This window comes from Solibacillus sp. FSL K6-1554 (genome assembly GCF_038005185.1).
Lineage (GTDB): Bacteria > Bacillota > Bacilli > Bacillales_A > Planococcaceae > Solibacillus > Solibacillus silvestris.
This window is the reverse complement of the sequence record NZ_JBBOSS010000001.1, coordinates 3,912,019-3,933,947: the sequence shown is the minus strand read 5'-3', so window position 1 is coordinate 3,933,947 and position 21,929 is coordinate 3,912,019. Positions and strand designations below refer to the sequence as shown.

35 protein-coding genes are annotated in these 21,929 nt (G+C 39.9%); 34 read left to right on the top strand and 1 reads right to left on the bottom strand.

Features of this window, described 5'->3' with window-relative positions; genetic code table 11:
• Nucleotides 1-9: 9 nt before the first annotated feature.
• Nucleotides 10-897, bottom strand: a complete 888-nt coding sequence (locus MHB58_RS19655; protein WP_014822413.1) for a LysR family transcriptional regulator — start codon at nucleotides 895-897, stop codon at nucleotides 10-12.
• A gap of 114 nt (nucleotides 898-1,011) precedes the next feature.
• Between MHB58_RS19655 and MHB58_RS19650 the strand changes: the two genes are divergently transcribed.
• From MHB58_RS19650 to rplQ, 34 genes are all read left to right on the top strand, one after another.
• Nucleotides 1,012-1,692: a response regulator transcription factor gene (locus tag MHB58_RS19650; RefSeq protein WP_065217675.1), complete on the top strand. Its 681-nt coding sequence runs from the start codon at nucleotides 1,012-1,014 to the stop codon at nucleotides 1,690-1,692.
• Nucleotides 1,689-2,660: a sensor histidine kinase gene (locus MHB58_RS19645; RefSeq protein ID WP_014822415.1), complete on the top strand. Its 972-nt coding sequence runs from the start codon at nucleotides 1,689-1,691 to the stop codon at nucleotides 2,658-2,660. The genes MHB58_RS19650 and MHB58_RS19645 overlap by 4 nt, the downstream gene beginning before the upstream one ends.
• Before the next feature lie 97 nt (nucleotides 2,661-2,757).
• Nucleotides 2,758-3,519, top strand: coding sequence for an ABC transporter ATP-binding protein (locus tag MHB58_RS19640; protein WP_014822416.1), 762 nt, complete (start codon nucleotides 2,758-2,760; stop codon nucleotides 3,517-3,519).
• Nucleotides 3,509-5,494, top strand: a complete 1,986-nt coding sequence (locus MHB58_RS19635) for an FtsX-like permease family protein (RefSeq protein WP_014822417.1) — start codon at nucleotides 3,509-3,511, stop codon at nucleotides 5,492-5,494. Before MHB58_RS19640 ends, MHB58_RS19635 begins: the two co-directional genes overlap by 11 nt.
• Nucleotides 5,495-5,619: 125 nt before the next feature.
• Nucleotides 5,620-6,939 carry a Na+/H+ antiporter family protein gene (locus MHB58_RS19630; RefSeq protein ID WP_014822418.1) on the top strand — a complete coding sequence of 440 codons (1,320 nt, stop codon included), beginning with the start codon at nucleotides 5,620-5,622 and terminating at the stop codon, nucleotides 6,937-6,939.
• Between the two features lie 360 nt (nucleotides 6,940-7,299).
• On the top strand, nucleotides 7,300-7,608 hold the full coding sequence (gene rpsJ, locus MHB58_RS19625; protein WP_008406970.1) for a 30S ribosomal protein S10: 309 nt from the start codon (nucleotides 7,300-7,302) through the stop codon (nucleotides 7,606-7,608).
• 51 nt (nucleotides 7,609-7,659) lie between these two features.
• Entirely contained in the window at nucleotides 7,660-8,289 is a 630-nt protein-coding gene (rplC, locus tag MHB58_RS19620) for a 50S ribosomal protein L3 (protein WP_008406969.1), read from the top strand.
• 27 nt (nucleotides 8,290-8,316) lie between these two features.
• Nucleotides 8,317-8,940 (top strand): 50S ribosomal protein L4, encoded by a 624-nt coding sequence (rplD, locus tag MHB58_RS19615; RefSeq protein WP_008406968.1) that lies wholly within the window; start codon nucleotides 8,317-8,319, stop codon nucleotides 8,938-8,940.
• Nucleotides 8,940-9,224 (top strand): 50S ribosomal protein L23, encoded by a 285-nt coding sequence (gene rplW / locus MHB58_RS19610; RefSeq protein ID WP_008406966.1) that lies wholly within the window; start codon nucleotides 8,940-8,942, stop codon nucleotides 9,222-9,224. Before rplD ends, rplW begins: the two co-directional genes overlap by 1 nt.
• A gap of 43 nt (nucleotides 9,225-9,267) precedes the next feature.
• The gene (gene rplB, locus MHB58_RS19605; protein WP_008406964.1) at nucleotides 9,268-10,098 is read left to right on the top strand and encodes a 50S ribosomal protein L2; all 831 of its coding nucleotides are present in this window, start codon (nucleotides 9,268-9,270) and stop codon (nucleotides 10,096-10,098) included.
• Between the two features lie 60 nt (nucleotides 10,099-10,158).
• A complete protein-coding gene (gene rpsS / locus MHB58_RS19600; RefSeq protein ID WP_004233637.1) occupies nucleotides 10,159-10,437 on the top strand; it encodes a 30S ribosomal protein S19 in 279 nt (92 codons plus the stop codon).
• Between the two features lie 22 nt (nucleotides 10,438-10,459).
• A complete protein-coding gene (gene rplV / locus MHB58_RS19595; RefSeq protein ID WP_008406963.1) occupies nucleotides 10,460-10,804 on the top strand; it encodes a 50S ribosomal protein L22 in 345 nt (114 codons plus the stop codon).
• A 3-nt stretch (nucleotides 10,805-10,807) separates the two neighbouring features.
• Nucleotides 10,808-11,464, top strand: coding sequence for a 30S ribosomal protein S3 (gene rpsC / locus MHB58_RS19590; protein ID WP_008406961.1), 657 nt, complete (start codon nucleotides 10,808-10,810; stop codon nucleotides 11,462-11,464).
• A gap of 1 nt (nucleotide 11,465) precedes the next feature.
• The gene (gene rplP, locus MHB58_RS19585; protein WP_008406960.1) at nucleotides 11,466-11,900 is read left to right on the top strand and encodes a 50S ribosomal protein L16; all 435 of its coding nucleotides are present in this window, start codon (nucleotides 11,466-11,468) and stop codon (nucleotides 11,898-11,900) included.
• Nucleotides 11,890-12,090 (top strand): 50S ribosomal protein L29, encoded by a 201-nt coding sequence (rpmC, locus tag MHB58_RS19580; RefSeq protein WP_008406958.1) that lies wholly within the window; start codon nucleotides 11,890-11,892, stop codon nucleotides 12,088-12,090. Before rplP ends, rpmC begins: the two co-directional genes overlap by 11 nt.
• A gap of 18 nt (nucleotides 12,091-12,108) precedes the next feature.
• Nucleotides 12,109-12,372, top strand: a complete 264-nt coding sequence (gene rpsQ, locus MHB58_RS19575) for a 30S ribosomal protein S17 (protein WP_008406957.1) — start codon at nucleotides 12,109-12,111, stop codon at nucleotides 12,370-12,372.
• Between the two features lie 46 nt (nucleotides 12,373-12,418).
• Nucleotides 12,419-12,787, top strand: coding sequence for a 50S ribosomal protein L14 (rplN, locus tag MHB58_RS19570; RefSeq protein ID WP_008406955.1), 369 nt, complete (start codon nucleotides 12,419-12,421; stop codon nucleotides 12,785-12,787).
• Nucleotides 12,788-12,824: 37 nt separating this feature from the next.
• Nucleotides 12,825-13,133 (top strand): 50S ribosomal protein L24, encoded by a 309-nt coding sequence (gene rplX / locus MHB58_RS19565; RefSeq protein ID WP_008406953.1) that lies wholly within the window; start codon nucleotides 12,825-12,827, stop codon nucleotides 13,131-13,133.
• 28 nt (nucleotides 13,134-13,161) lie between these two features.
• Nucleotides 13,162-13,701: a 50S ribosomal protein L5 gene (gene rplE / locus MHB58_RS19560; RefSeq protein WP_008406951.1), complete on the top strand. Its 540-nt coding sequence runs from the start codon at nucleotides 13,162-13,164 to the stop codon at nucleotides 13,699-13,701.
• Nucleotides 13,702-13,722: 21 nt separating this feature from the next.
• The gene (rpsN, locus tag MHB58_RS19555; protein WP_008406949.1) at nucleotides 13,723-13,908 is read left to right on the top strand and encodes a 30S ribosomal protein S14; all 186 of its coding nucleotides are present in this window, start codon (nucleotides 13,723-13,725) and stop codon (nucleotides 13,906-13,908) included.
• Between the two features lie 30 nt (nucleotides 13,909-13,938).
• The gene (gene rpsH / locus MHB58_RS19550) at nucleotides 13,939-14,337 is read left to right on the top strand and encodes a 30S ribosomal protein S8 (RefSeq protein WP_008406947.1); all 399 of its coding nucleotides are present in this window, start codon (nucleotides 13,939-13,941) and stop codon (nucleotides 14,335-14,337) included.
• A 31-nt stretch (nucleotides 14,338-14,368) separates the two neighbouring features.
• The gene (rplF, locus tag MHB58_RS19545; protein ID WP_008406946.1) at nucleotides 14,369-14,908 is read left to right on the top strand and encodes a 50S ribosomal protein L6; all 540 of its coding nucleotides are present in this window, start codon (nucleotides 14,369-14,371) and stop codon (nucleotides 14,906-14,908) included.
• A gap of 41 nt (nucleotides 14,909-14,949) precedes the next feature.
• Nucleotides 14,950-15,309 (top strand): 50S ribosomal protein L18, encoded by a 360-nt coding sequence (rplR, locus tag MHB58_RS19540; protein ID WP_008406944.1) that lies wholly within the window; start codon nucleotides 14,950-14,952, stop codon nucleotides 15,307-15,309.
• 21 nt (nucleotides 15,310-15,330) lie between these two features.
• A complete protein-coding gene (gene rpsE / locus MHB58_RS19535; protein WP_008406937.1) occupies nucleotides 15,331-15,831 on the top strand; it encodes a 30S ribosomal protein S5 in 501 nt (166 codons plus the stop codon).
• Nucleotides 15,832-15,845: 14 nt separating this feature from the next.
• A complete protein-coding gene (gene rpmD, locus MHB58_RS19530) occupies nucleotides 15,846-16,025 on the top strand; it encodes a 50S ribosomal protein L30 (protein ID WP_008406936.1) in 180 nt (59 codons plus the stop codon).
• Nucleotides 16,026-16,058: 33 nt separating this feature from the next.
• Nucleotides 16,059-16,499 (top strand): 50S ribosomal protein L15, encoded by a 441-nt coding sequence (gene rplO / locus MHB58_RS19525; protein ID WP_008406935.1) that lies wholly within the window; start codon nucleotides 16,059-16,061, stop codon nucleotides 16,497-16,499.
• Nucleotides 16,499-17,794: a preprotein translocase subunit SecY gene (gene secY / locus MHB58_RS19520; protein ID WP_008406934.1), complete on the top strand. Its 1,296-nt coding sequence runs from the start codon at nucleotides 16,499-16,501 to the stop codon at nucleotides 17,792-17,794. The genes rplO and secY overlap by 1 nt, the downstream gene beginning before the upstream one ends.
• A 62-nt stretch (nucleotides 17,795-17,856) precedes the next feature.
• The gene (locus MHB58_RS19515) at nucleotides 17,857-18,510 is read left to right on the top strand and encodes an adenylate kinase (RefSeq protein WP_008406933.1); all 654 of its coding nucleotides are present in this window, start codon (nucleotides 17,857-17,859) and stop codon (nucleotides 18,508-18,510) included.
• 413 nt (nucleotides 18,511-18,923) lie between these two features.
• Nucleotides 18,924-19,142 carry a translation initiation factor IF-1 gene (gene infA / locus MHB58_RS19510; RefSeq protein ID WP_008406932.1) on the top strand — a complete coding sequence of 73 codons (219 nt, stop codon included), beginning with the start codon at nucleotides 18,924-18,926 and terminating at the stop codon, nucleotides 19,140-19,142.
• A gap of 37 nt (nucleotides 19,143-19,179) precedes the next feature.
• Nucleotides 19,180-19,293, top strand: coding sequence for a 50S ribosomal protein L36 (rpmJ, locus tag MHB58_RS19505; RefSeq protein ID WP_000868344.1), 114 nt, complete (start codon nucleotides 19,180-19,182; stop codon nucleotides 19,291-19,293).
• Nucleotides 19,294-19,317: 24 nt separating this feature from the next.
• Nucleotides 19,318-19,683, top strand: coding sequence for a 30S ribosomal protein S13 (rpsM, locus tag MHB58_RS19500; RefSeq protein ID WP_008406720.1), 366 nt, complete (start codon nucleotides 19,318-19,320; stop codon nucleotides 19,681-19,683).
• Nucleotides 19,684-19,709: 26 nt separating this feature from the next.
• On the top strand, nucleotides 19,710-20,099 hold the full coding sequence (gene rpsK / locus MHB58_RS19495) for a 30S ribosomal protein S11 (RefSeq protein WP_008406718.1): 390 nt from the start codon (nucleotides 19,710-19,712) through the stop codon (nucleotides 20,097-20,099).
• Nucleotides 20,100-20,243: 144 nt separating this feature from the next.
• Entirely contained in the window at nucleotides 20,244-21,188 is a 945-nt protein-coding gene (locus tag MHB58_RS19490; RefSeq protein ID WP_008406717.1) for a DNA-directed RNA polymerase subunit alpha, read from the top strand.
• Between the two features lie 56 nt (nucleotides 21,189-21,244).
• Nucleotides 21,245-21,622 (top strand): 50S ribosomal protein L17, encoded by a 378-nt coding sequence (gene rplQ / locus MHB58_RS19485; RefSeq protein WP_008406715.1) that lies wholly within the window; start codon nucleotides 21,245-21,247, stop codon nucleotides 21,620-21,622.
• Nucleotides 21,623-21,929 lie beyond the last annotated feature (307 nt).

The window sequence follows — 21,929 nt, the reverse complement described above, 5'->3', positions numbered from 1 at the left end:
GCAACTTATTTATTGGGAAACAAATTCACGGGCAAGTTTAATAAATTCCCGTACTGCAAAAGACAAGTATTTATTTTTCTTCCACGTAACCCCCAGTTCAAGATAAATGGCTTCTTCCTGAAAAGGGATGCATTTAATCGAAGTGTAAGGAATTTTCTCGGCAAGCTTTTCCGGAAGCAGTGCAATCCCCAGTTTTGCCTGAACCATTTCGATAAATAAATCTTTCTGGGTTGTTTCACAGGCAATCGTAGGGAAAAACCCGTGTTTGGAACATTCCTCGATAATGCGATCATATAAAATAAAGTCTTTCCGATAAATAATAAAAGTTTCAATCGCTAAGTCACTTAGCTGGATCGACTCCTTCTTTGCCAATGGATGGCTTTCATGTACGATTAACACTAAAGGGTCTTTTAAAAATCGTATTGTTTCCAAAGATTCATTCGAGGAAGTTACACTGCATACTAACCCAACATCCAGCTCGCCTGCATCAATTTCGTGGCGTATGCGCTTCGTTCCGACTTCCGTTAATAAAATTTCGATATATGGATTAAGCTCTTTATAATAGCTGATTAATTTCGAAAAAAACTCGGCCCCAACGATTGGTGGAATGCCGATACGGATTTGTCCCTTTTTTAATTGCATTAAGTCCGTTAACTCGGAACGTAAATTTTGAAATGATTCAAGTACTTGCATTGAATTCACAAGAACGGCATGACCGGCATCTGTTAGTTCAAGCTGTTTAGATGACCGGTAAAATAACGGGACACCCAGTTCCGACTCAAAGTTTTGAATTGCTTTACTAATTGATGGCTGTGACACATGCAAAGTAGCTGCCGCTTTCGTAAAACTTAAATGCTTTGCCACTTCAACAAAGTATTCGATTTGGCGTAAATCCATTTTTCTTTCCCCACCTCTTCTCTAATTCCTGTGATTGAATTGATTATAGCAAAGTTTGGAAGTGTTGGACTGTTAGTTTTTTGTATAATGGGAGTATAGAAGGAGTGATGTTCTTTGAAGGTGTTATTAATAGAAGATGATGTCTCCATTTTTGAACTGATAGGCGAACGATTAGCACAGTGGAATATACAAGTAATCGGACCAGAAGACTTTCAACATATAATGGTGACGTTTAAAGAAGAAGAACCTCAGCTTGTTATTATTGATATTCAGCTGCCAGCATTTGATGGCTTCCATTGGTGTCGTGAAATAAGGGCAATATCGAATGTCCCTATTTTATTTCTTTCCTCACGCGATCACCCGATGGATATGATTATGGCGATGCAAATGGGAGCAGATGACTTTGTGCAAAAACCTTTCCATACGGAGGTATTAATTGCAAAAGTACAAGCATTGCTCCGACGCGCTTATAATTATCAGGAAGCACAGCAAAGTGATATTGAAAAATGGAATGGAGCTGAAATTCATTATGACCGCGCGATTGTTCATTTTAAAGATCAGCAGATAGAGTTAACGAAAAACGAGCTGTTTATTTTAAAGGTGCTCGTAAAGGCGAAAGGACAGATCGTTTCCCGTGATGAACTAATGCGTAAATTATGGGATGATGAACGCTTCGTAAATGACAATACATTAACGGTCAATGTAAATCGTTTACGCCAACGATTAGAGGATATTGGTCTTATCAATGTGATTATGACGAAAAAAGGCCTTGGCTATTTGGCGGTGGATGCATGATCCGCTTGTTTATAAGACAATATATTTCTATGATGCTGTTTGTCATCATTCTTCAGCTGCTATTGAATCTAATACTATTTCTAGATAAAGGCTTCCACGATGTTTCGCTACTCTATTTAAACATCATTTGGTTTACACTCGTTGCCGGTTATTTCAGTTTACGTTATGTGAAAGACAGGAAATTGATGAAGCCGTATGTGAAGTTTAAAGGGAACTATTTTGATGTTATTCATGAAGATTATAAAGAGCAGTTGGCTAATAAGAATGCAAAAGTACAGGAACAGAAGCAAATTGTATTAGAACGGCAGGACGAGCTTTTAGCATGGGTACATGAAATGAAGTCTCCATTAACCGCAATGCAGCTGTTGCTGGAAAAAGTAGAGGAAAGTGAAGTAAAGGAACGCATTGAAAATGAATGGCTGCGTCTTTATTTATTATTAGACCAGCAGCTTCATGCAACACGTCTTATGACGATCGAGCTTGATAACCGAATTGAAAAAGTACACGTAAAAGATGTACTTATTCAAGAAATTAAAGCACTGCGCACCTGGTGTTTTGAAAAGAAAATTGCCTTCGACCTGGAAGTGGACGATCTGACTGTACACTCAGATACAAAGTGGCTAGGTTTTATCGTACGGCAAATTTTATCGAATGCGGTAAAGTATAGTGATGTCGGGGGAGAAGTTAGAATAACCGCTCATATGACGAACGAGCAAGCTGTTCTCATCATTCAAGATGAGGGAATCGGTATAAAGAGTGAAGATTTGCCTCGTGTATTCCGCAAATCCTATACTGGAACAATTGGACGTGAAACGAGTGCTGCAACAGGAATGGGGCTGTATCTCGCTAAACAGGCGGCAGAATCACTGCATATTCTTCTGGCAATCGAATCAAAAGAAGGGGTAGGTACTACTGTGAAAATTGCTTTCCCAAAAATGAATGATTACCAAAAAACGCTTGGAATGTGACGAACTTGTCACTTACCGAGCGTTTTTGTCATGTAAATCAAACGATTCACATGACCGGAACATGTAGAATGAAAATAACAAGAAAGGATGGAGAACAATGAGCATTTTAATCGCACGTAAAGTTCGTAAAACATATGGTAAGCGATCGCTTGCGCAAGAAGTATTAAAGGGCATTGATTTAGAAGTGGAAAAGGGTGAATTTGTCGGAATTATGGGTGCTTCAGGTTCCGGAAAAACTACGTTATTAAATGTACTTTGTTCCATAGATCAAGTGACAGACGGATTTGTCGAGATTAATGGTCAAAAGCTTCAAGGGATGAAGGAACGTACATTAGCAAAATTTCGCCGGGATGAGCTAGGTTTTATTTTTCAGGACTATAATTTACTCGACACTTTGACAGTGAAGGAAAACATTCTACTGCCGTTATCGCTAAGTTCGATTCCAAAGGCAGCGGCAGAGCAACGTTTAAAGGAGCTTGTATCGATTTTAGGGATAGCAGATATTTTAGCGAAATACCCGAATGAAATTTCCGGTGGTCAAAAGCAGCGTACATCCGCAGCAAGAGCATTAATATCGAATCCATCCCTTGTATTTGCAGATGAACCAACAGGGGCACTTGATTCAAAAGCGGCTACTGCACTGCTCGATAATTTAGCAAAAATTAATAAAGCAAAAAATACAACGATCATGATGGTTACCCATGATGCCATTGCCGCCAGCTTCTGTTCCCGTGTACTGTTTTTAAAAGACGGCCAAATTTATACGGAACTGTATAAGGGCGATAAGACACGCAAAGAGTTTTTCCAGCAAATTTTGAATACGCAAAGTGTTTTAGGCGGTGAGCAGAGTGAAGCTTAGTCAGCTTGTATTTAAAAGCATGCTAAAAAATATGCGTCACTATTACTTATACTTTTTCGCACTCATTTTCAGTGTGACGCTATTTTTCTCATTTGTGACATTGCAGTACAATGAATCGATCATTGAAGCGACGAAAGCGAGCGGAACGGCAGCTTCCGGGTTTGAAGCGGCATCGTATATGCTGTATTTTATCGTCCTGTTCTTTGTGTTGTATGCCAATCACTTATTTATTAAACGGCGCAGCAAGGAAATTGGGTTGTATCAATTGGTCGGCATGACAAAAGGGCTTGTGACACGCCTGATTGCCTTTGAAAATATCCTGCTATTTATAGGTGCGGTAAGCATCGGAATTTTACTCGGTTTTTTAAGTTCACGTCTGTTTGCGATGATTTTACTGAAGCTACTAAAATTTGATGCGGTCGTAACATTAAGTATCAGCAAAGTAGCGGTTGTGAATACGTTAATTGTATTTGGTATTTTGCTCGCAGTTCTTTTAGCACAAATGGCATTTATGGTTCACAGAACTACATTACTCTCGTTATTTAACGCTTCCAAGCAGGCGGACGAGCGTGTGAAACGCTTTAGTGTATTCCCTATGGTGATGGGGGCTATCGGGTTAGCGTTGATTATTTATGGCTACTATAAAAGTACATTATTATTCTCAGGGCAAACAACAAACCTATTTTTAAGCATGGTTATTATTTTAGCAACGACAATTGGCGGGACTTACTTTGTTTTCCGCTATTCGGTTGCATTCATATTAAATATGTTCCGCCTAAGAAAGAAAGGGCATTTAAATCTGAACGATGTTTTGGCGCTGACACCAATTATGCACCGAATGAAGGGCAATGCTAAATCACTGACGCTCATTACTGTCATTACGGCGGTATCGCTTGCAATTACGACACTTTCCTATATTAGTTACTACTCAGCAGGCAGTACAGCAGAAAATTCTGTACCAGCAGACTATATAATGGTAGATGGCCGTGGAGAGCCATTCATTGAAGCGTTGGAGCGGGAAGGAATCGCATTTGAGGAAAATAAGTTTAGGTTAACGAGCGCCCAATTTGATATGGCGGAAATTTTTTCTGGTGAGATAGTAGAAATGCTTCAAGGCGATACGTTAGCGGATGTCCTAATGATTCCGCTTTCGGACTACCATCAGCTCGATCCTGATGTCATGCTTTCGGAGGGGGAGGCAATTATTGCAGGCTATAACGGGTTCCAGGCAAATATATTGCCGCTAGAAGCACCACACGACTTTATATTCCTGCATCAAGAGCACCAGTTTCCGCTAAAAGTTAAGGAAGTGAACGATACTTCGATTGTGGCATGGCGTATTACAGGAGGCGGTTTTGTAGTTATCGTTGAAGATAATCTGTTTAACCAGATCCAGCAATTTAACAACGAGCATGAAATTGGCTATCTAACAAAAGAGCAAACATCCATTAACCTGATTGATGCGAATGATGAAACATATGAAGCTGCTGAAAAGCTCTACAAACAAACAGGTGCCAACATAGTGTTTGAAGATGATGAAATAGACCGTGGGGGAAATAAATTAAGCTCACTGCGATCAACGGTTGAATATAATTTAAATCTATATGGAACGACAATTTTTACAACCGCGTTTTTAGGTTTAGCCTTTTTACTGGCAACGGGCAGTATATTATACTTTAAACAAATGTCTGAAGCGGATGAAGAAATGGAATCCTATAAGATTCTCCGTAAGATTGGCTTTACAGAAGAGGAACTAACGCGCGGTATAATGAAGAAGCAGTTATTTAACTTTGGTGTACCATTACTTATCGGATTACTCCACAGCTACTTTGCTGTAAAATCCGGCTGGTTTTTATTCGGCACAGAATTGACTACGCCTCTTCTTGTTACAATGGCTTTATATATTGTCATGTACATCGTGTTTGCAACATTAACCATCAATTATTACAGAAAAATTATAAAACAGGCTTTATAATACTTCAAACCGTCAATTTTCTCTTATTTGACGGTTTTATTTTATCTTTATCCGTTGACTCGCGTTCGTTTTTCTTGTAACTTTAACACATTAGTAATTTAGCAGACGAAAGTGAAGTGTACAACATGAATGCTGTTTTAATAGCGGTAGGGGTTATGCTTATTTTAAGCCTACTACGTATAAATGTCGTTTTATCTCTGACGGTCGGGGCGATTATTGGTGGCCTTGCTGGCGGATTAAATATAACAGAAACAATCAAGGCCTTTGTCGACGGTCTTGGCGGTGGTGCAACAATTGCGCTAAGCTATGCACTGCTTGGTGGATTTGCACTTGCAATCTCACGTACTGGTATACCTGAAGTACTAGTGAAAGCAATTTTAAAAATTGTACAGAGTGAAGGCGATACTCAAAAGAAAGGTGCTGCCAAAGCGTTAATCTTCTTAGTGCTGCTGGCAATGGCGATCATGTCGCAAAACCTGATTCCGGTGCATATTGCATTTATTCCTTTAATCGTACCGCCGATGATTAAAATTATGAACATGCTGCAAATTGACCGCCGTTTAATCGCAAGTATTTTAACATTCGGGTTAGTAATGCCGTATATGTTCATTCCTGCAGGGTTTGGTTTGATCTATCAGGGGATTATAGTCGATCAAATGGCCTTAGCAGGGTTAGACGTTACTTTGGGAGATGTTCCAAAGGCGATGGCTATAGTAGCGTTAGGGATGGCTGTAGGGCTTGTAGGTGCCTTTATCGCCTATCGTAAACCAAGACAATACGAAAACATTGAACTGGAAACAACGAATGACTTAAATAAAGAAGTAAATAAACTGCACATCATATTCGCTGCAGTAGCACTAGTTACTTCTATAGCAGTACAAGTAATGACAGATTCAATGATTGTCGGATCAATTGCCGGTATTATAATTTTGTATATAACAGGGACGCTAAAAGTAAAAGAAGCAGATGCAGTCCTATCGGATGGAATGCGTATGATGGCGTTTGTCGGTTTCGTTATGATTTCAGCAAACGGGTTCTCTGCTGTCATTAATGCGACAGGAGATGTTGAGTTATTAGTATCCGGTGCAATGGATATTTTTAACGGGAATGTAAGTATTGCAGTTTTAATTATGTTAATTGTCGGTTTAATCGTCACAATGGGAATTGGTTCTTCATTTGCAACAATTCCAATCATTGCAGCAATCTTTGTTCCAATTGCAATGGAACTGGGACTAAGCGAATTAGCGATCATCTGTTTAATCGGAACAGCCGGTGTACTTGGTGATGCTGGCTCACCGGCATCCGATTCTACATTAGGACCGACAGCAGGATTAAATGTCGATGGACAGCACAACCATATTTGGGATACTTGTGTACCGACATTTCTCTTCTATAATATTCCACAGATTATTTTCGGCTGGATTGCAGTCGTTTTCTTCCTATAATATAGTCGTCGCTTTCAGCAAAGAGAAAGCGACGATTTTTTGATTTTCTGTAGCAATTGTTTTCAGAATAATATATTTAAAGCATATTACTCCCTTTTCAGTTGCTTTCACCGTCATAAACTTATATACTAGAAAACGGCTCAAAAAGAGCGAACCTATTTATAAAGAATAAAACATTATGAAAAGAATTTTGCTAAAAGACTTGCGAACTTCTTTTTTATTGTATATAATGTTGAATGTTGGTCTTTGACTGCGATGAAGCGAGAGGTTGCCGACACACCCGGCCGCTTTGCCATGGCGGTGTGTAGGAGAAATTTTCGTGGAGAATGTCTAGAAAATAGGCGAGAAGGAGGGAAAGTAATGGCAAAACAAAAAATTCGTATTCGTTTAAAAGCATATGATCACCGTATCCTTGATCAATCTGCTGAGAAAATCGTTGAAACTGCGAAACGTTCAGGTGCTGGAGTATCGGGTCCGATCCCACTACCAACTGAAAGATCTGTATACACGATCTTACGTGCGGTTCATAAGTACAAAGATTCTCGTGAGCAATTTGAAATGCGCACACATAAACGTCTTATCGACATCGTTAACCCGACACCACAAACTGTTGATGCGTTAATGAAGCTTGATTTACCATCTGGCGTTGATATCGAAATCAAACTTTAATGGTAAAAACAAATATAAACTTTTTCTTAAAATTTACAGGAGGTGTGACAAATGACTAAAGGAATCTTAGGTAGAAAAATTGGTATGACTCAAGTTTTCGCTGAAAACGGAGATCTTATCCCAGTAACAGTAATCGAAGCTACTCCAAACGTAGTTTTACAAAAGAAATCTGTTGAAACTGATGGCTACGAAGCGATCCAATTAGGTTTTGAAGATAAGCGCGTTAAGCTTTCAAACAAACCTGAACAAGGTCACGTAGCAAAAGCAAATACTGCTCCTAAGCGCTTCATCCGTGAGTTCCGCAACTTAGAAGCTGCGACTTACGAAGTTGGTCAAGAAGTCAAGGTTGAAATTTTCGCTGAAGGCGATGTAATCGATGTAACAGGTGTAACAAAAGGTAAAGGTTTCCAAGGTGTTATTAAACGTCATGGTCAATCTCGCGGCCCTATGTCTCACGGTTCTCGTTACCACCGTCGTCCTGGTTCAATGGGTCCAGTTGCTCCGAACCGCGTATTCAAACAAAAGAAATTACCTGGTCAAATGGGTGGCACAGTTGTTACTATTCAAAACCTTGAAATCGTTAAGGTTGATGTAGAGCGCAACTTACTACTTGTTAAAGGTAATGTTCCTGGTTCTAAAAAAGCATTAGTAACAGTTAAAACTGCTATTAAATCAAAATAATTCTCTTAAAGAAAGGAGGAAACAGGAATGACAAAGGTTTCAGTACTTAGTCAAACAGGTGCTTCAGTTGGTGAAATCGAATTAAACGATGCGATTTTCGGAATCGAGCCAAACGAAGCTGTATTATTCGACGCTGTAGTTGCACAACGTGCTTCTTTACGTCAAGGTAATCACAAAGTTAAAAACCGTTCTGCAGTTGCTGGTGGTGGTCGTAAGCCATGGCGTCAAAAAGGAACTGGTCGTGCTCGTCAAGGTTCGATCCGCTCTCCACAATGGCGTGGCGGTGGTGTTGTATTCGGTCCTACTCCACGTAGCTACTCTTACAAACTACCTAAGAAAGTTCGTCGCTTAGCGATTAAGTCTGCTTTATCTGCAAAAGTATTAGAGCAAAACTTAGTAGTACTTGATGCATTATCATTTGATGCACCAAAAACAAAAGATTTCAAATCAGTATTAGCTGCTTTAGAAATCAGCAAAAAAGCATTATTCGTAACTGCTGAAGTTAACGAAAACGCTATTTTATCTGCTCGTAACATCCCTGGTGTTACAGTGTTAACAGCTGAAGGAATCAACGTATTAGATCTATTAGGTCACGATAAAGTTGTATTCACTCAAGATGCTGTAAAAAAAGTTGAGGAGGTGCTTGGATAATGGAAGCACGTGATATCTTAAAACGTCCGGTCATTACTGAGCGTTCTTCAGAAATTATGGCAGAGAAAAAGTATACTTTCGAAGTAGACACTCGCGCTAACAAAACTCAAGTTAAAGACGCTGTTGAAGAAATCTTCGGTGTTAAAGTTGAGAAAGTAAACGTAATGAACTACAAAGGTAAGTTCAAACGCGTTGGTAAATTCGGTGGATACACTAACAAACGTCGTAAAGCGATTGTTAAATTAACTGCTGATTCAAAAGAAATCGAGTTATTCGAAATCTAATTTCAAATTTATATAAGTAACCTTAAAGAAGGAGGGAATACAAATGGCGATTAAAAAGTATAAGCCAACCTCAAATGGTCGTCGTAACATGACGTCTTCTGACTTTGCTGAAATCACTACTAATAAACCTGAAAAGTCTTTATTAGAACCGACTAAACGCAAAGCTGGTCGTAACAACCAGGGTAAAATTACTGTTCGTCATCACGGTGGCGGTCACAAGAAACAATACCGTGTTATCGATTTTAAACGTCTTAAAGACGGCATTCCAGGACGCGTTGCTACAATCGAGTACGATCCAAACCGTTCTGCGAACATCGCTTTAATTAACTATGCTGACGGTGAAAAACGTTACATCTTAGCTCCGAAAGGTCTTGAAGTAGGTCAAACTATTTATTCAGGTCCAGAAGCGGATATCAAAGTAGGTAACGCATTACCATTAGCAAACATTCCAATGGGTACTACAATCCATAACATCGAAATGAAACCTGGTAAAGGTGGACAATTAGTACGTTCTGCTGGTACTTCTGCGCAAGTATTAGGTCGTGAAGGCAAGTACGTAATCGTTCGCTTACAATCTGGTGAAGTACGTTTAATCCTTGCTACTTGCCGTGCAACAATCGGTCAAGTTGGTAACGAACAACACGAACTTATCAACATCGGTAAAGCAGGTCGTTCTCGTTGGTTAGGTAAACGCCCAACAGTACGTGGTTCTGTAATGAACCCTAACGATCACCCACACGGTGGTGGTGAAGGACGTTCTCCAATCGGACGTAAATCTCCAATGACACCATGGGGCAAACCAGCTCTTGGTTACAAAACTCGTAGCAAGAAAAATAAATCATCTAAATTTATTATTCGTGGACGTAAAAAATAATGTGGTAAAACTACGGTTCAGTTCGAGAGCCGTGGTCGTATCACGGAGGGAGGTTCCTAAATGGGTCGCAGCTTAAAGAAAGGACCTTTTGTTGATGACCACCTAATGAAAAAGGTGGAAGCACAAGAGGCTTCTGAGAAAAAACAGGTTATCAAAACTTGGTCTCGCCGTTCTACTATCTTCCCAAACTTCATCGGTTTAACAATCGCTGTATATGATGGACGTAAACACGTTCCTGTATACGTAACTGAAGATATGGTAGGTCATAAACTTGGTGAGTTCGCACCAACTCGTACTTATAAAGGTCACGGTGCAGATGACAAGAAAACAAGACGCTAATTTTGAGAGGAGGTAAATCCTAATGACACAAGCTAAAGCTATCGCTCGTACAGTTCGTATCGCTCCTCGTAAAGTTCGTCTAGTAGTAGACTTAATCCGAGGCAAGCAAATTGGTGAAGCAGTTGCAATTTTACGTCATACTCCAAAAGCGGCGTCTCCAGTCGTTGAGAAAGTATTAAAATCTGCAGTTGCTAACGCTGAACATAACTATGAGTTAGATGTTAATAACTTAGTTGTATCTGAAATCTTTGTTGATGAAGGTCCAACATTAAAACGTTTCCGTCCACGTGCACAAGGTCGTGCGTCGGCAATCAACAAACGTACTAGCCACATTACAATCGTGGTATCTGAGAAGAAGGAGGTTTAATCCGTGGGTCAAAAAGTACATCCAATAGGACTACGTGTTGGTGTTATTCGTGACTGGGAGTCAAAGTGGTTCGCTGAGAAAGACTACGCTAACTTATTACACGAAGACATCAAAGTACGTAAATATATCGAAACTAAACTTAAAGATGCATCTGTATCTAAAGTAGAAATCGAACGCGCTGCAAATCGCGTAAACATCACTATTCACACTGCGAAACCAGGTATGGTTATCGGTAAAGGTGGTACGGAAGTTGAAAACTTACGTAAACACTTAACTGAAGTAACTGGCAAACGTGTGCATATCAACATTATTGAAATCAAACGTGCAGATCTTGACGCTAAATTAGTAGCTGAAAACATCGCTCGTCAACTTGAGAACCGCGTATCATTCCGTCGTGCTCAAAAACAATCAATCCAACGCACAATGCGCGCTGGTGCAAAAGGTATTAAAACACAAGTATCTGGTCGTTTAGGTGGCGCTGATATCGCGCGTGCTGAACACTATAGTGAAGGAACTGTTCCGCTTCATACATTACGTGCTGACATTGATTACGCACATGCTGAAGCTGATACTACTTACGGTAAACTAGGCGTTAAAGTTTGGATCTACCGTGGTGAAGTCCTTCCTACTAAAAAGAACTCTGTGGAAGGAGGCAAATAATATGTTATTACCTAAACGCGTAAAATATCGTCGTGAACACCGTGGTAACATGCGTGGAGAAGCGAAGGGCGGTAAAGAAGTATCTTTTGGTGAGTTTGGCTTACAAGCTACAACAGCATCTTGGATTACAAACCGTCAAATCGAATCTGCTCGTATCGCAATGACTCGTTACATGAAACGTGGCGGTAAAGTTTGGATCAAAATCTTCCCACATAAGCCTTACACGAAAAAGCCTCTAGAAGTCCGAATGGGTTCTGGTAAAGGTTCTCCTGAAGGTTGGGTAGCAGTAGTAAAACCAGGAAAAGTAATGTTCGAAATTGCTGGTGTATCTGAAGAGGTGGCACGTGAAGCACTTCGTTTAGCATCACATAAACTTCCTGTTAAATGTAAAATTGTAAAACGTCAAGAAACTGGTGGTGAATCTAATGAAAGCTAATGAAATCCGTGACCTTGCCACTAATGAAATTGAATTAAAAGTAAAATCACTGAAAGAAGAGCTTTTCAACCTTCGCTTCCAATTGGCGACTGGTCAATTAGAAAACACAGCTCGCATCCGTGAAGTTCGCAAAGCGATTGCACGTATGAAAACTGTGATTCGTGAAAGAGAAATCAGTGCAAATAACTGATAAAGGAGGGTTTTAAGTATGACTGAGCGTAACCAACGCAAAGTTTACACGGGCCGTGTTGTTTCAGACAAAATGGATAAGACAATTTCTGTATTAGTTGAAACTCATAAAAAGCACAAGCTTTATGGCAAGCGTGTAAAATACTCGAAAAAGTTTAAAGCTCATGATGAGCTAAACACTGCGAATATCGGTGATATCGTACGTATCATGGAAACTCGCCCGCTATCAGCTACTAAACGCTTCCGTTTAGTTGAAGTTGTAGAAAAAGCGGTTATTATTTAATAACACATTTCGGAATAAAATATATTTCCGAAGGGAGGTAACCTAAGTGATTCAACAAGAAAGTCGTATGAAAGTTGCTGACAACTCAGGTGCACGTGAAGTTTTAACGATTAAAGTACTTGGTGGTTCTGGTCGTAAAACTGCAAACATCGGAGATATCGTTGTTTGTACAGTTAAGAAAGCAACACCAGGTGGCGTTGTCAAGAAAGGTGACGTTGTTAAGGCTGTTATCGTTCGCACAAAATCAGGTGCTCGTCGTAAAGACGGTACTTACATTAAATTTGATGAGAATGCTTGCGTAATTATCAAAGATGATAAATCACCACGCGGAACTCGTATTTTCGGACCAGTTGCACGTGAATTACGTGATGGCAACTTCATGAAAATCGTTTCTTTAGCTCCAGAAGTTCTTTAATTTCATGACAGTACCAATCAAGGAGGTGCGACACATAATGCATGTTAAAAAGGGCGACAAAGTAAAAGTAATTACTGGTAAAGACAAAGGTAAAGAAGGCGTAATCTTAGCTGCTTTCCCTAAACAAGACCGTGTTCTTGTTGAAGGTGTAAACATCGTTAAGAAACACGTTAAACCTAACCAACTTAACCCACAAGGTGGAATTGTATCTCAAGAAGCTGCAATCCACATTTCGAACGTAATGCTAATCGATCCTAAATCTGGCGAGCCGACTCGTGTAGGTATTGAGATCAAGGATGGCAAAAAAGTTCGTGTTGCAAAAAAATCAGGTGTAGTAATCGACTAATAAGTAAATTGAGAAGGGAGGTACACACATGAGCCGCCTAAAAGAAAAGTATTCAAATGAAGTTTCACCTGCTCTAATGAGCAAGTTCGAATATAAATCAGTAATGCAAGTTCCAAAAGTGGAGAAAATCGTAATCAACATGGGTGTTGGTGACGCTGTTCAAAACTCAAAAGCTCTTGATGTAGCTGTAGAAGAATTAACAATAATTACTGGACAAAAACCAGTAGTAACTAAAGCGAAAAAATCTATCGCAGGTTTCCGTTTACGTGAAGGTCAAGCGATCGGTGCTAAAGTTACATTACGCGGTGAGCGTATGTATGAATTCCTGGATAAATTAATCTCTATCGCACTTCCACGTGTACGTGACTTCCGTGGTGTTTCTAAAAAAGCATTCGATGGTCGCGGTAACTATACATTAGGTGTTAAAGAGCAATTGATTTTCCCAGAAATCGATTACGATAAAGTTTCAAAAGTACGCGGTATGGACATCGTGATCGTAACTACTGCGAATTCTGACGAAGAAGCTCGCGAGTTATTAACACAGTTCGGTATGCCGTTCCAAAAGTAATAAAATAAGGAGGGCGAAGACGTGGCAAAAAAATCAATGATCGTTAAACAACAACGCACGCAAAAATTTAAAGTTCAAGAATATACACGTTGTGAACGCTGTGGCCGTCCACACTCTGTATACCGCAAATTTAAACTTTGCCGTATTTGTTTCCGTGAACTTGCATATAAGGGACAAATTCCTGGCGTTAAAAAAGCCAGCTGGTAATCCCCTAATTTGGGAAGGAGGTAAATTTTCATGACAATGACTGATCCGATTGCAGATATGCTTACACGCATTCGTAATGCGAACATGGTACGTCACGAGAAGTTAGAAGTTCCTGCTTCTAACGTTAAGAAAGAGATCGCTGAAATTTTAAAGCGTGAAGGTTTCGTACGTGATGTAGAATATGTAGAAGACAACAAGCAAGGTATCATCCGTATTTTCTTAAAATATGGTAAAGAGAACGAGCGTGTTATCACTGGTCTTAAACGTATTTCTAAACCAGGTTTACGTGTATATGCTAAAACAAACGAAGTACCTAAAGTATTAAACGGTCTTGGTATCGCTTTAGTATCTACTTCAAACGGTTTATTAACTGACAAAGAAGCTCGCGCTAAACAAGTTGGCGGAGAAATCTTAGCATACATTTGGTAATTAGTAAGAAAAGAACGGAGGTGCAATATAAATGTCTCGCGTAGGTAAAAAAGTTATCGAGGTACCTGCTAACGTAACAATCGAAGTCGGTGCCGACAATCTTGTTACTGTTAAAGGTCCTAAAGGCGAATTAACTCGTCAATTCAACCAAGATATGAAAATCGAGCAAGAAGGCAACACTTTATCAGTTGTTCGTCCTTCTGATTCTAAAGAACACCGTACAAACCACGGTACAACTCGTGCGTTACTAGCTAACATGGTAACAGGTGTTTCTGAAGGCTTCACTCGTACTCTAGAACTTATCGGTGTAGGTTACCGTGCACAGTTACAAGGTACTAAGCTTGTACTAAACGTTGGTTACTCTCACCCAGTTGAGTTTACGCCTGAGCAAGGTTTAGAGGTCGAAGTTCCTTCGAACACGAAGATCATCGTTAAAGGTATTTCTAAAGAGCGTGTTGGTGCATTAGCATCTAACATCCGTGACGTACGTCCACCAGAGCCTTACAAAGGTAAAGGGATCCGTTACGAAGGTGAATTCGTTCGCCGTAAAGAAGGTAAAACAGGTAAATAATGCGGCATAAACCGCATTAATTTTTGAAAGGAGTGACCACTGTGATTACGAAACAAGATAAAAATCAAGTTCGTAAAAAACGTCATGGGCGTGTTCGTTCTAAAATTTCGGGTACTGCACAACGTCCACGTTTAAACGTATTCCGTTCTAACAAGAACATCTATGCACAACTAATCGATGACGTAGCTGGCGTAACTTTAGTTTCTGCTAATACTCAAGAAAAAGCTTTCGAAGGTATGGGCGCAAACGTAGAAGCTGCTGCTAAAATCGGTGAAACAATCGCTAAACGCGCTGCTGAAAAAAATATTACTACAGTAGTATTTGACCGTAGCGGTTACTTATATCACGGACGTGTAAAAGCTTTAGCAGAAGCTGCACGTGAAAACGGCTTAGAATTTTAATAAGAAGGAGGGACATACTTCATGAGTCGCATTGACGCAAACAAATTAGAACTTGAAGAACGCGTAGTTACAATTAACCGTGTTGCTAAAGTTGTTAAAGGTGGTCGTCGCTTCCGCTTCTCTGCTCTAGTAGTAGTAGGAGATAAAAATGGTCATGTAGGATTTGGTACTGGTAAAGCCCAAGAGGTTCCAGATGCAATCCGTAAGGCTGTTGAAGACGCGAAGAAAAACTTAATCGAAGTACCACGCGTGGGTGGAACTACTCCACACTTAGTGCAAGGTCGCTTCGGTGCAGGTTCAATCTTAATCAAACCTGCAGCTCCTGGTACAGGAGTTATCGCTGGTGGTCCAGTACGTGCCGTACTTGAACTAGCTGGTATTACTGATATTCTTTCAAAATCTCTTGGTTCAAACACACCAATCAACATGGTGCGTGCAACTGTAGCAGGTTTAACTGAATTAAAACGCGTAGAAGAAGTTGCAAAACTACGTGGTAAATCAGTGGAAGAGTTATTAGGATAAGGGGGGGAATTATAATGGCTAAATTACAAATTACCCTTAATAAATCTGTCATCGGTACTAAACCAAACCAACGTAAAGTTGTTGAGGCTTTAGGATTACGTAAATTAAACCAAACTGTGGAACAAGCTGATAACGCTGCAATCCGCGGGATGATTACAAAAGTAGCTCACTTAGTTACTGTTAAAGAAATTTAATTTCAATTATACGAACAAGGAGGTGCCACCCAAATGAAACTTCATGAGTTAAAACCAGCAGAAGGTTCACGTAAAGTACGTAACCGCGTTGGTCGTGGTATCGGTTCTGGTAACGGTAAAACTTCTGGTAAAGGTCATAAAGGTCAAAACGCTCGTTCTGGCGGCGGCGTTCGCCCAGGATTTGAGGGGGGTCAAAACCCACTTTTCCGTCGTTTACCTAAACGTGGCTTTACGAACATTAACCGTAAAGAATACGCTATCGTTAACCTTGACGCGTTAAACCGTTTTGAAGATGGTGCAGAAGTAACACCTGCATTATTATTAGAAACTGGTATCGTGAGCAACGAAAAAGCTGGAATCAAAATTCTAGGTCATGGTACATTAAGCGTTAAGCTTAATGTTAAGGCTCACAAATTCTCTGCTTCTGCTAAAGAAGCAATTGAGAACGCTGGCGGAACAACTGAGGTGATCTAATGTTTCAGACAATCTCTAACTTTATGCGCGTTCGAGATATACGAAATAAAATCATCTTCACACTTTTAATGTTAATCATTTTTCGTCTCGGAACATTCATTCCGGTACCAAATGTTAACGCAGATGTATTAAAGGCAACTGATGAGTTCAGCTTAGTAGGTTTCCTTAATACGTTTGGCGGTGGTGCATTGGCAAACTTCTCAATCTTTGCGATGGGGATTATGCCGTACATCACAGCCTCAATTATTGTCCAGTTACTTCAAATGGATGTAGTACCTAAGTTTGCAGAATGGGCGAAACAAGGTGATGTAGGTCGACGCAAGTTGGCTCAATTCACTCGTTATTTCACGATTGTATTAGCATTCATTCAATCTTTCGCAATGAGCTTTGGGTTTAACCAATTTTATGGCGGATCATTGATTACGGATACTAGTATTCAATCATACTTAACGATTTCAATCGTATTAACTGCAGGTACAGCTTTCATATTGTGGTTATCTGAACAAATTACTGCATATGGTGTTGGTAATGGTATTTCTATCATTATCTTCGCTGGTATCGTAGCTGCGATTCCTAACGCAGTAAACCAAATCTATGCACAACAAATTGATGGGGCTGGCGATCAATTGTTTATCAATATTGCCATTTTAGTTCTATTAGTTCTAGTGCTGCTTGCTGTTGTCGTTGGAGTTATTTATATTCAACAAGCGTTGCGTAAAATTCCAATCCAATATGCAAAACGAGTTGCTGGGAATTCACCTAAAGTTGGTGCACAGCAAACGCATTTACCGTTAAAAGTAAATGCTGCAGGGGTTATTCCGGTAATCTTTGCGGTTGCGTTTATTGTTACACCTCAAACTTTAGCAACATTCTTTGGAGATAATAATGTAACAGCGTTTATTACGAACACGTTTGACTATACTAAACCTGTTGGTATGTTAATCTATGTTGCTTTAATTATCGCCTTCACATACTTCTATGCTTTCATTCAGGTGAATCCGGAAAATGTGGCAGATAACTTGAAAAAGCAAGGTGCCTATATCCCGGGTATCCGCCCAGGTAATGACACTCAAGCTTACTTAACAAAAGTTCTTTATCGTTTAACATTAGTTGGTGCTTTATTCTTAGTAGTTATTTCAGTAATGCCGATTTTATTCATTAACTTCATGAACCTGCCAGCTTCGGCTCAAATCGGGGGAACAAGTATGATTATCGTAGTCGGTGTTGCACTTGAAACAATGAAACAGTTAGAGTCTCAATTAGTGAAGCGTCATTATAAAGGCTTTATGAAATAATGCAGGTTTAGGAAACATTCTCGTTTCCTTACCGGCTTATGCTATAAAGGGGAGTATTACGTATGAATATCGTTTTAATGGGTCTTCCAGGAGCCGGTAAAGGTACTCAGGCTGACAAAATTGTTGAGAAGTACGCAATCCCTCATATTTCTACAGGCGATATGTTCCGTGCCGCTATTAAAGAAGGTACAGAATTAGGTTTACAGGCCAAAGCGTTTATGGATCAAGGTGCATTAGTACCTGATGAAGTAACGATTGGTATTGTTCGTGAACGTCTTTCACAACCAGACTGCGAAAAAGGTTTCTTATTAGACGGATTCCCGCGTACAGTTCCTCAAGCTGAAGCTTTAGACAGCATCCTTGAAGAATTGGGACGCCCAGTTGAGCATACAATTAATGTTCAAGTTGAAAAAGAAGAATTAATCGCACGTTTAAGTGGTCGTCGTATTTGTAAGACTTGTGGTACATCATATCATTTAGTGTTTAATCCTCCAAAAGTGGATGGCATTTGTGATAAAGATGGCGGCGAGTTGTACACGCGTGCAGATGATAATCCTGAAACTGTTACAAACCGTCTGGAAGTAAATATGAACCAAGCACAACCTTTACTTGATTTCTATAAAGCAAAGGGAGTACTTACAAATATTAATGGACAGCAAGAAATTTCAAAAGTATTTGCTGATCTTGATGCTCTATTGCAGGGCAGCCGCAGCTGATATCCGTCCGGGCGCTAGACAGCTTCCGCGGTAGTCATGCGGAGGCAACAACGAAACATAATTTTTTGAGAGTTGCAAAAGCATATTGTGCCCGGTATATACTATAAAGGTTGAGCACTTAAATAGTGTGATGACATCTTTGTAACGTATAATGGGTTTCGTGGAAGCATCTGTGTAACGGGTATGAATCTCTCATCAAGACATTCCGGCTATCGTGTTAACATAAGGATGCGGTTCCTTATAGGATACTGTTTCCATGGATTGTGTGAAGCGAAACCAGACGAGCGTCTTATTCTACATCTCTCATGCAATCCAAACCATATGTTGAAACGAGTTGCTTCTTAATTAGGAGAAACAGTTGCAAGAGCTCGCATGAGTTTTTTGATATAAGCATATAGAAGGGAGTCGAGAAGATGGCGAAAGACGATGTAATTGAAGTCGAAGGGACAGTTCTTGAGACTTTGCCAAACGCGATGTTTAAGGTAGAATTAGAAAATGGGCACACTGTGCTTGCACACGTATCTGGAAAGATCCGTATGCACTTTATCCGTATCCTACCTGGAGATAAGGTTACTATTGAGTTATCTCCTTATGATTTAACTCGCGGTCGTATCACATACCGTTTTAAATAATCTTTTGCACTCCGGACTATTAAGGAGGTTAGGTTAGATGAAAGTGAGACCATCTGTGAAACCGATCTGCGAAAAATGTAAAGTAATTCGCCGACGCGGTAAAGTAATGGTAATCTGTGAAAATCCTAAACACAAACAAAAACAAGGATAATTAATCAAGGAGGTGCACTAACGAATGGCACGTATTGCTGGTGTTGATATTCCTCGCGACAAACGCGTTGTAATTTCATTAACATACATTTACGGTATTGGTAAAACTACTTCTCAAAAAGTATTAGCAGGTGCAGGTATTGACGAAAATACTCGCGTTAAAGACTTAACAGAAGATCAATTAAACCAAATTCGTGAACAATTAGATTCATACAAAACTGAAGGTGACTTACGTCGTGAAGTTTCTTTAAACATCAAACGTTTAATGGAAATTGCTTCAAACCGTGGTATCCGTCACCGTCGTGGTTTACCTGTTCGTGGTCAAAATACAAAAAACAATGCGCGTACGCGTAAAGGTCCACGTAAGACTGTAGCGAACAAGAAAAAATAATTAAGTAAAGGAGGTTCCTTCTTAACATGGCTCGTAAACAACAAACTCGTAAACGTCGTGTGAAAAAGAACATCGAATCTGGTGTTGCTCACATCCGTTCTACATTCAACAATACAATCGTAACGATCACTGATATGCAAGGTAACGCATTATCTTGGTCTTCAGCTGGTGCTTTAGGTTTCCGTGGTTCACGTAAATCAACTCCATTCGCAGCTCAAATGGCTGCTGAAACAGCTGCAAAAACTTCAATGGAACATGGTTTAAAAAACATTGAAGTAACAGTTAAAGGTCCTGGTTCAGGTCGTGAAGCTGCAGTACGTGCACTTCAAGCTGCTGGATTAGAAGTAACTGCTATTAAAGACGTTACTCCAGTTCCTCATAACGGTTGCCGTCCGCCAAAACGTCGTCGTGTGTAATGGGTGCAGCTTAGAAGTATAATTACTTCTACGTACATCATGTTACTTTGTACAAAAGTCTTGTGCATTTTATAGTCTAACTCAGATTAACAACTTGATGATAAGAACCTATACATTAGATGTTTTGAAGGAGGGTAAATTGGAATGATCGAAATTGAAAAACCGAAGATTGAAACAGTGGAGATTAGCGAAGATGCCAAATACGGCAAGTTTGTTGTAGAACCGCTTGAACGCGGTTATGGTAATACTTTGGGGAATTCTCTACGTCGTATCCTTCTGTCTTCATTACCTGGAGCTGCTGTTACGTCAATTCAAATTGACGGCGTATTACACGAATTCTCAACTGTAGAAGGCGTTGTAGAAGATGTCGCTTCGATTATCTTAAACGTGAAAAAGCTAGCTTTAAAAATCTACTCTGACGAAGAAAAAGTTATTGAGATTGATGTAAAAGGTGACGGAACGGTTACTGCAGCTGACATTACACATGACAGTGATGTAGAAATTTTAAACCCAGATCTATATATCGCAACAATCGCTAAGAACGGTCATTTACGTATGCGTATGTACGCACAACGTGGCCGTGGTTATACTCCTGCTGATCAAAACAAACGTGAGGATCTTCCTATCGGCGTGATCCCGATCGACTCTATTTACACTCCAGTTTCACGCGTCAACTTCCAAGTAGAGAACACTCGTGTTGGACAAAATTCTGACTACGACAAGTTATCACTTGATGTATGGACAGATGGAAGCATCGGTCCTAAAGAGGCGATTTCACTTGGAGCGAAAATTTTAACTGAACACTTAAATATCTTCGTTGGCATGACGAACGAGGCACAGACTGCTGAAATCATGGTCGAAAAAGAAGAAGACCAAAAAGAAAAAGTATTAGAGATGACTATCGAAGAACTTGATCTTTCTGTTCGTTCTTACAACTGCTTGAAGCGTGCTGGTATCAATACGGTACTAGAATTAGCTAACAAGTCAGAAGACGATATGATGAAAGTACGTAATCTTGGTCGTAAGTCTCTTGAAGAAGTTAAGCATAAGTTAGAAGAGCTTGGTTTAGGATTGCGTAAAGAAGACTAAGCGAAAAATTATAAAATTTAGCTAGATCAGATATATTTAAAAGGAGGGAAACGTCCATGGGTTACAGAAAACTTGGTCGTACAAGTTCTCAACGTAAAGCATTATTACGCGACTTAGCTACTGATTTAATCATCAACGAGCGCATCGAAACTACTGAAGCGCGCGCTAAAGAAACTCGTAAAGCTGTTGAGAAAATGATTACTTTAGGTAAACGCGGAGATTTACATGCTCGTCGTCAGGCAGCAGCATTCATCCGTCGTGAGCTAGTAACAGTTGGAGAAGGCGAAGAAGAAAAAACTGTTTTTGCACTTCAAAAATTATTTGACGATATCGCACCTCGTTATGCGGAGCGTCAAGGTGGTTACACTCGTATTCTTAAAGTAGGTCCTCGTCGTGGAGACGGCGCACCAGTAGTAGTTATCGAATTAGTTTAATTCTTAATAACATACAGGTGGAAAAGGGGTGTCCGGTTCACCGGTTGAACCCGCACCCCTTTTTTATATAAACAAAATTGATTTATACGACATAATTAAGCTGAGCGTTATGATGAGCGGGGTAGTAAATACTGGCGTCTCGTTTAGCTCTCCGCACCTCATTCAACGAATTCTCGGGCTTGAGCACCCGCGAATTTTGTAAATGTAACGACAAGCGCATTTCTCTGAATGAGGTGCGCGCTTTTTTATTTATGGAATGAAGGGTTGAGCCCCTAAATTCCCAATACATATGCAAACATAAAGTACG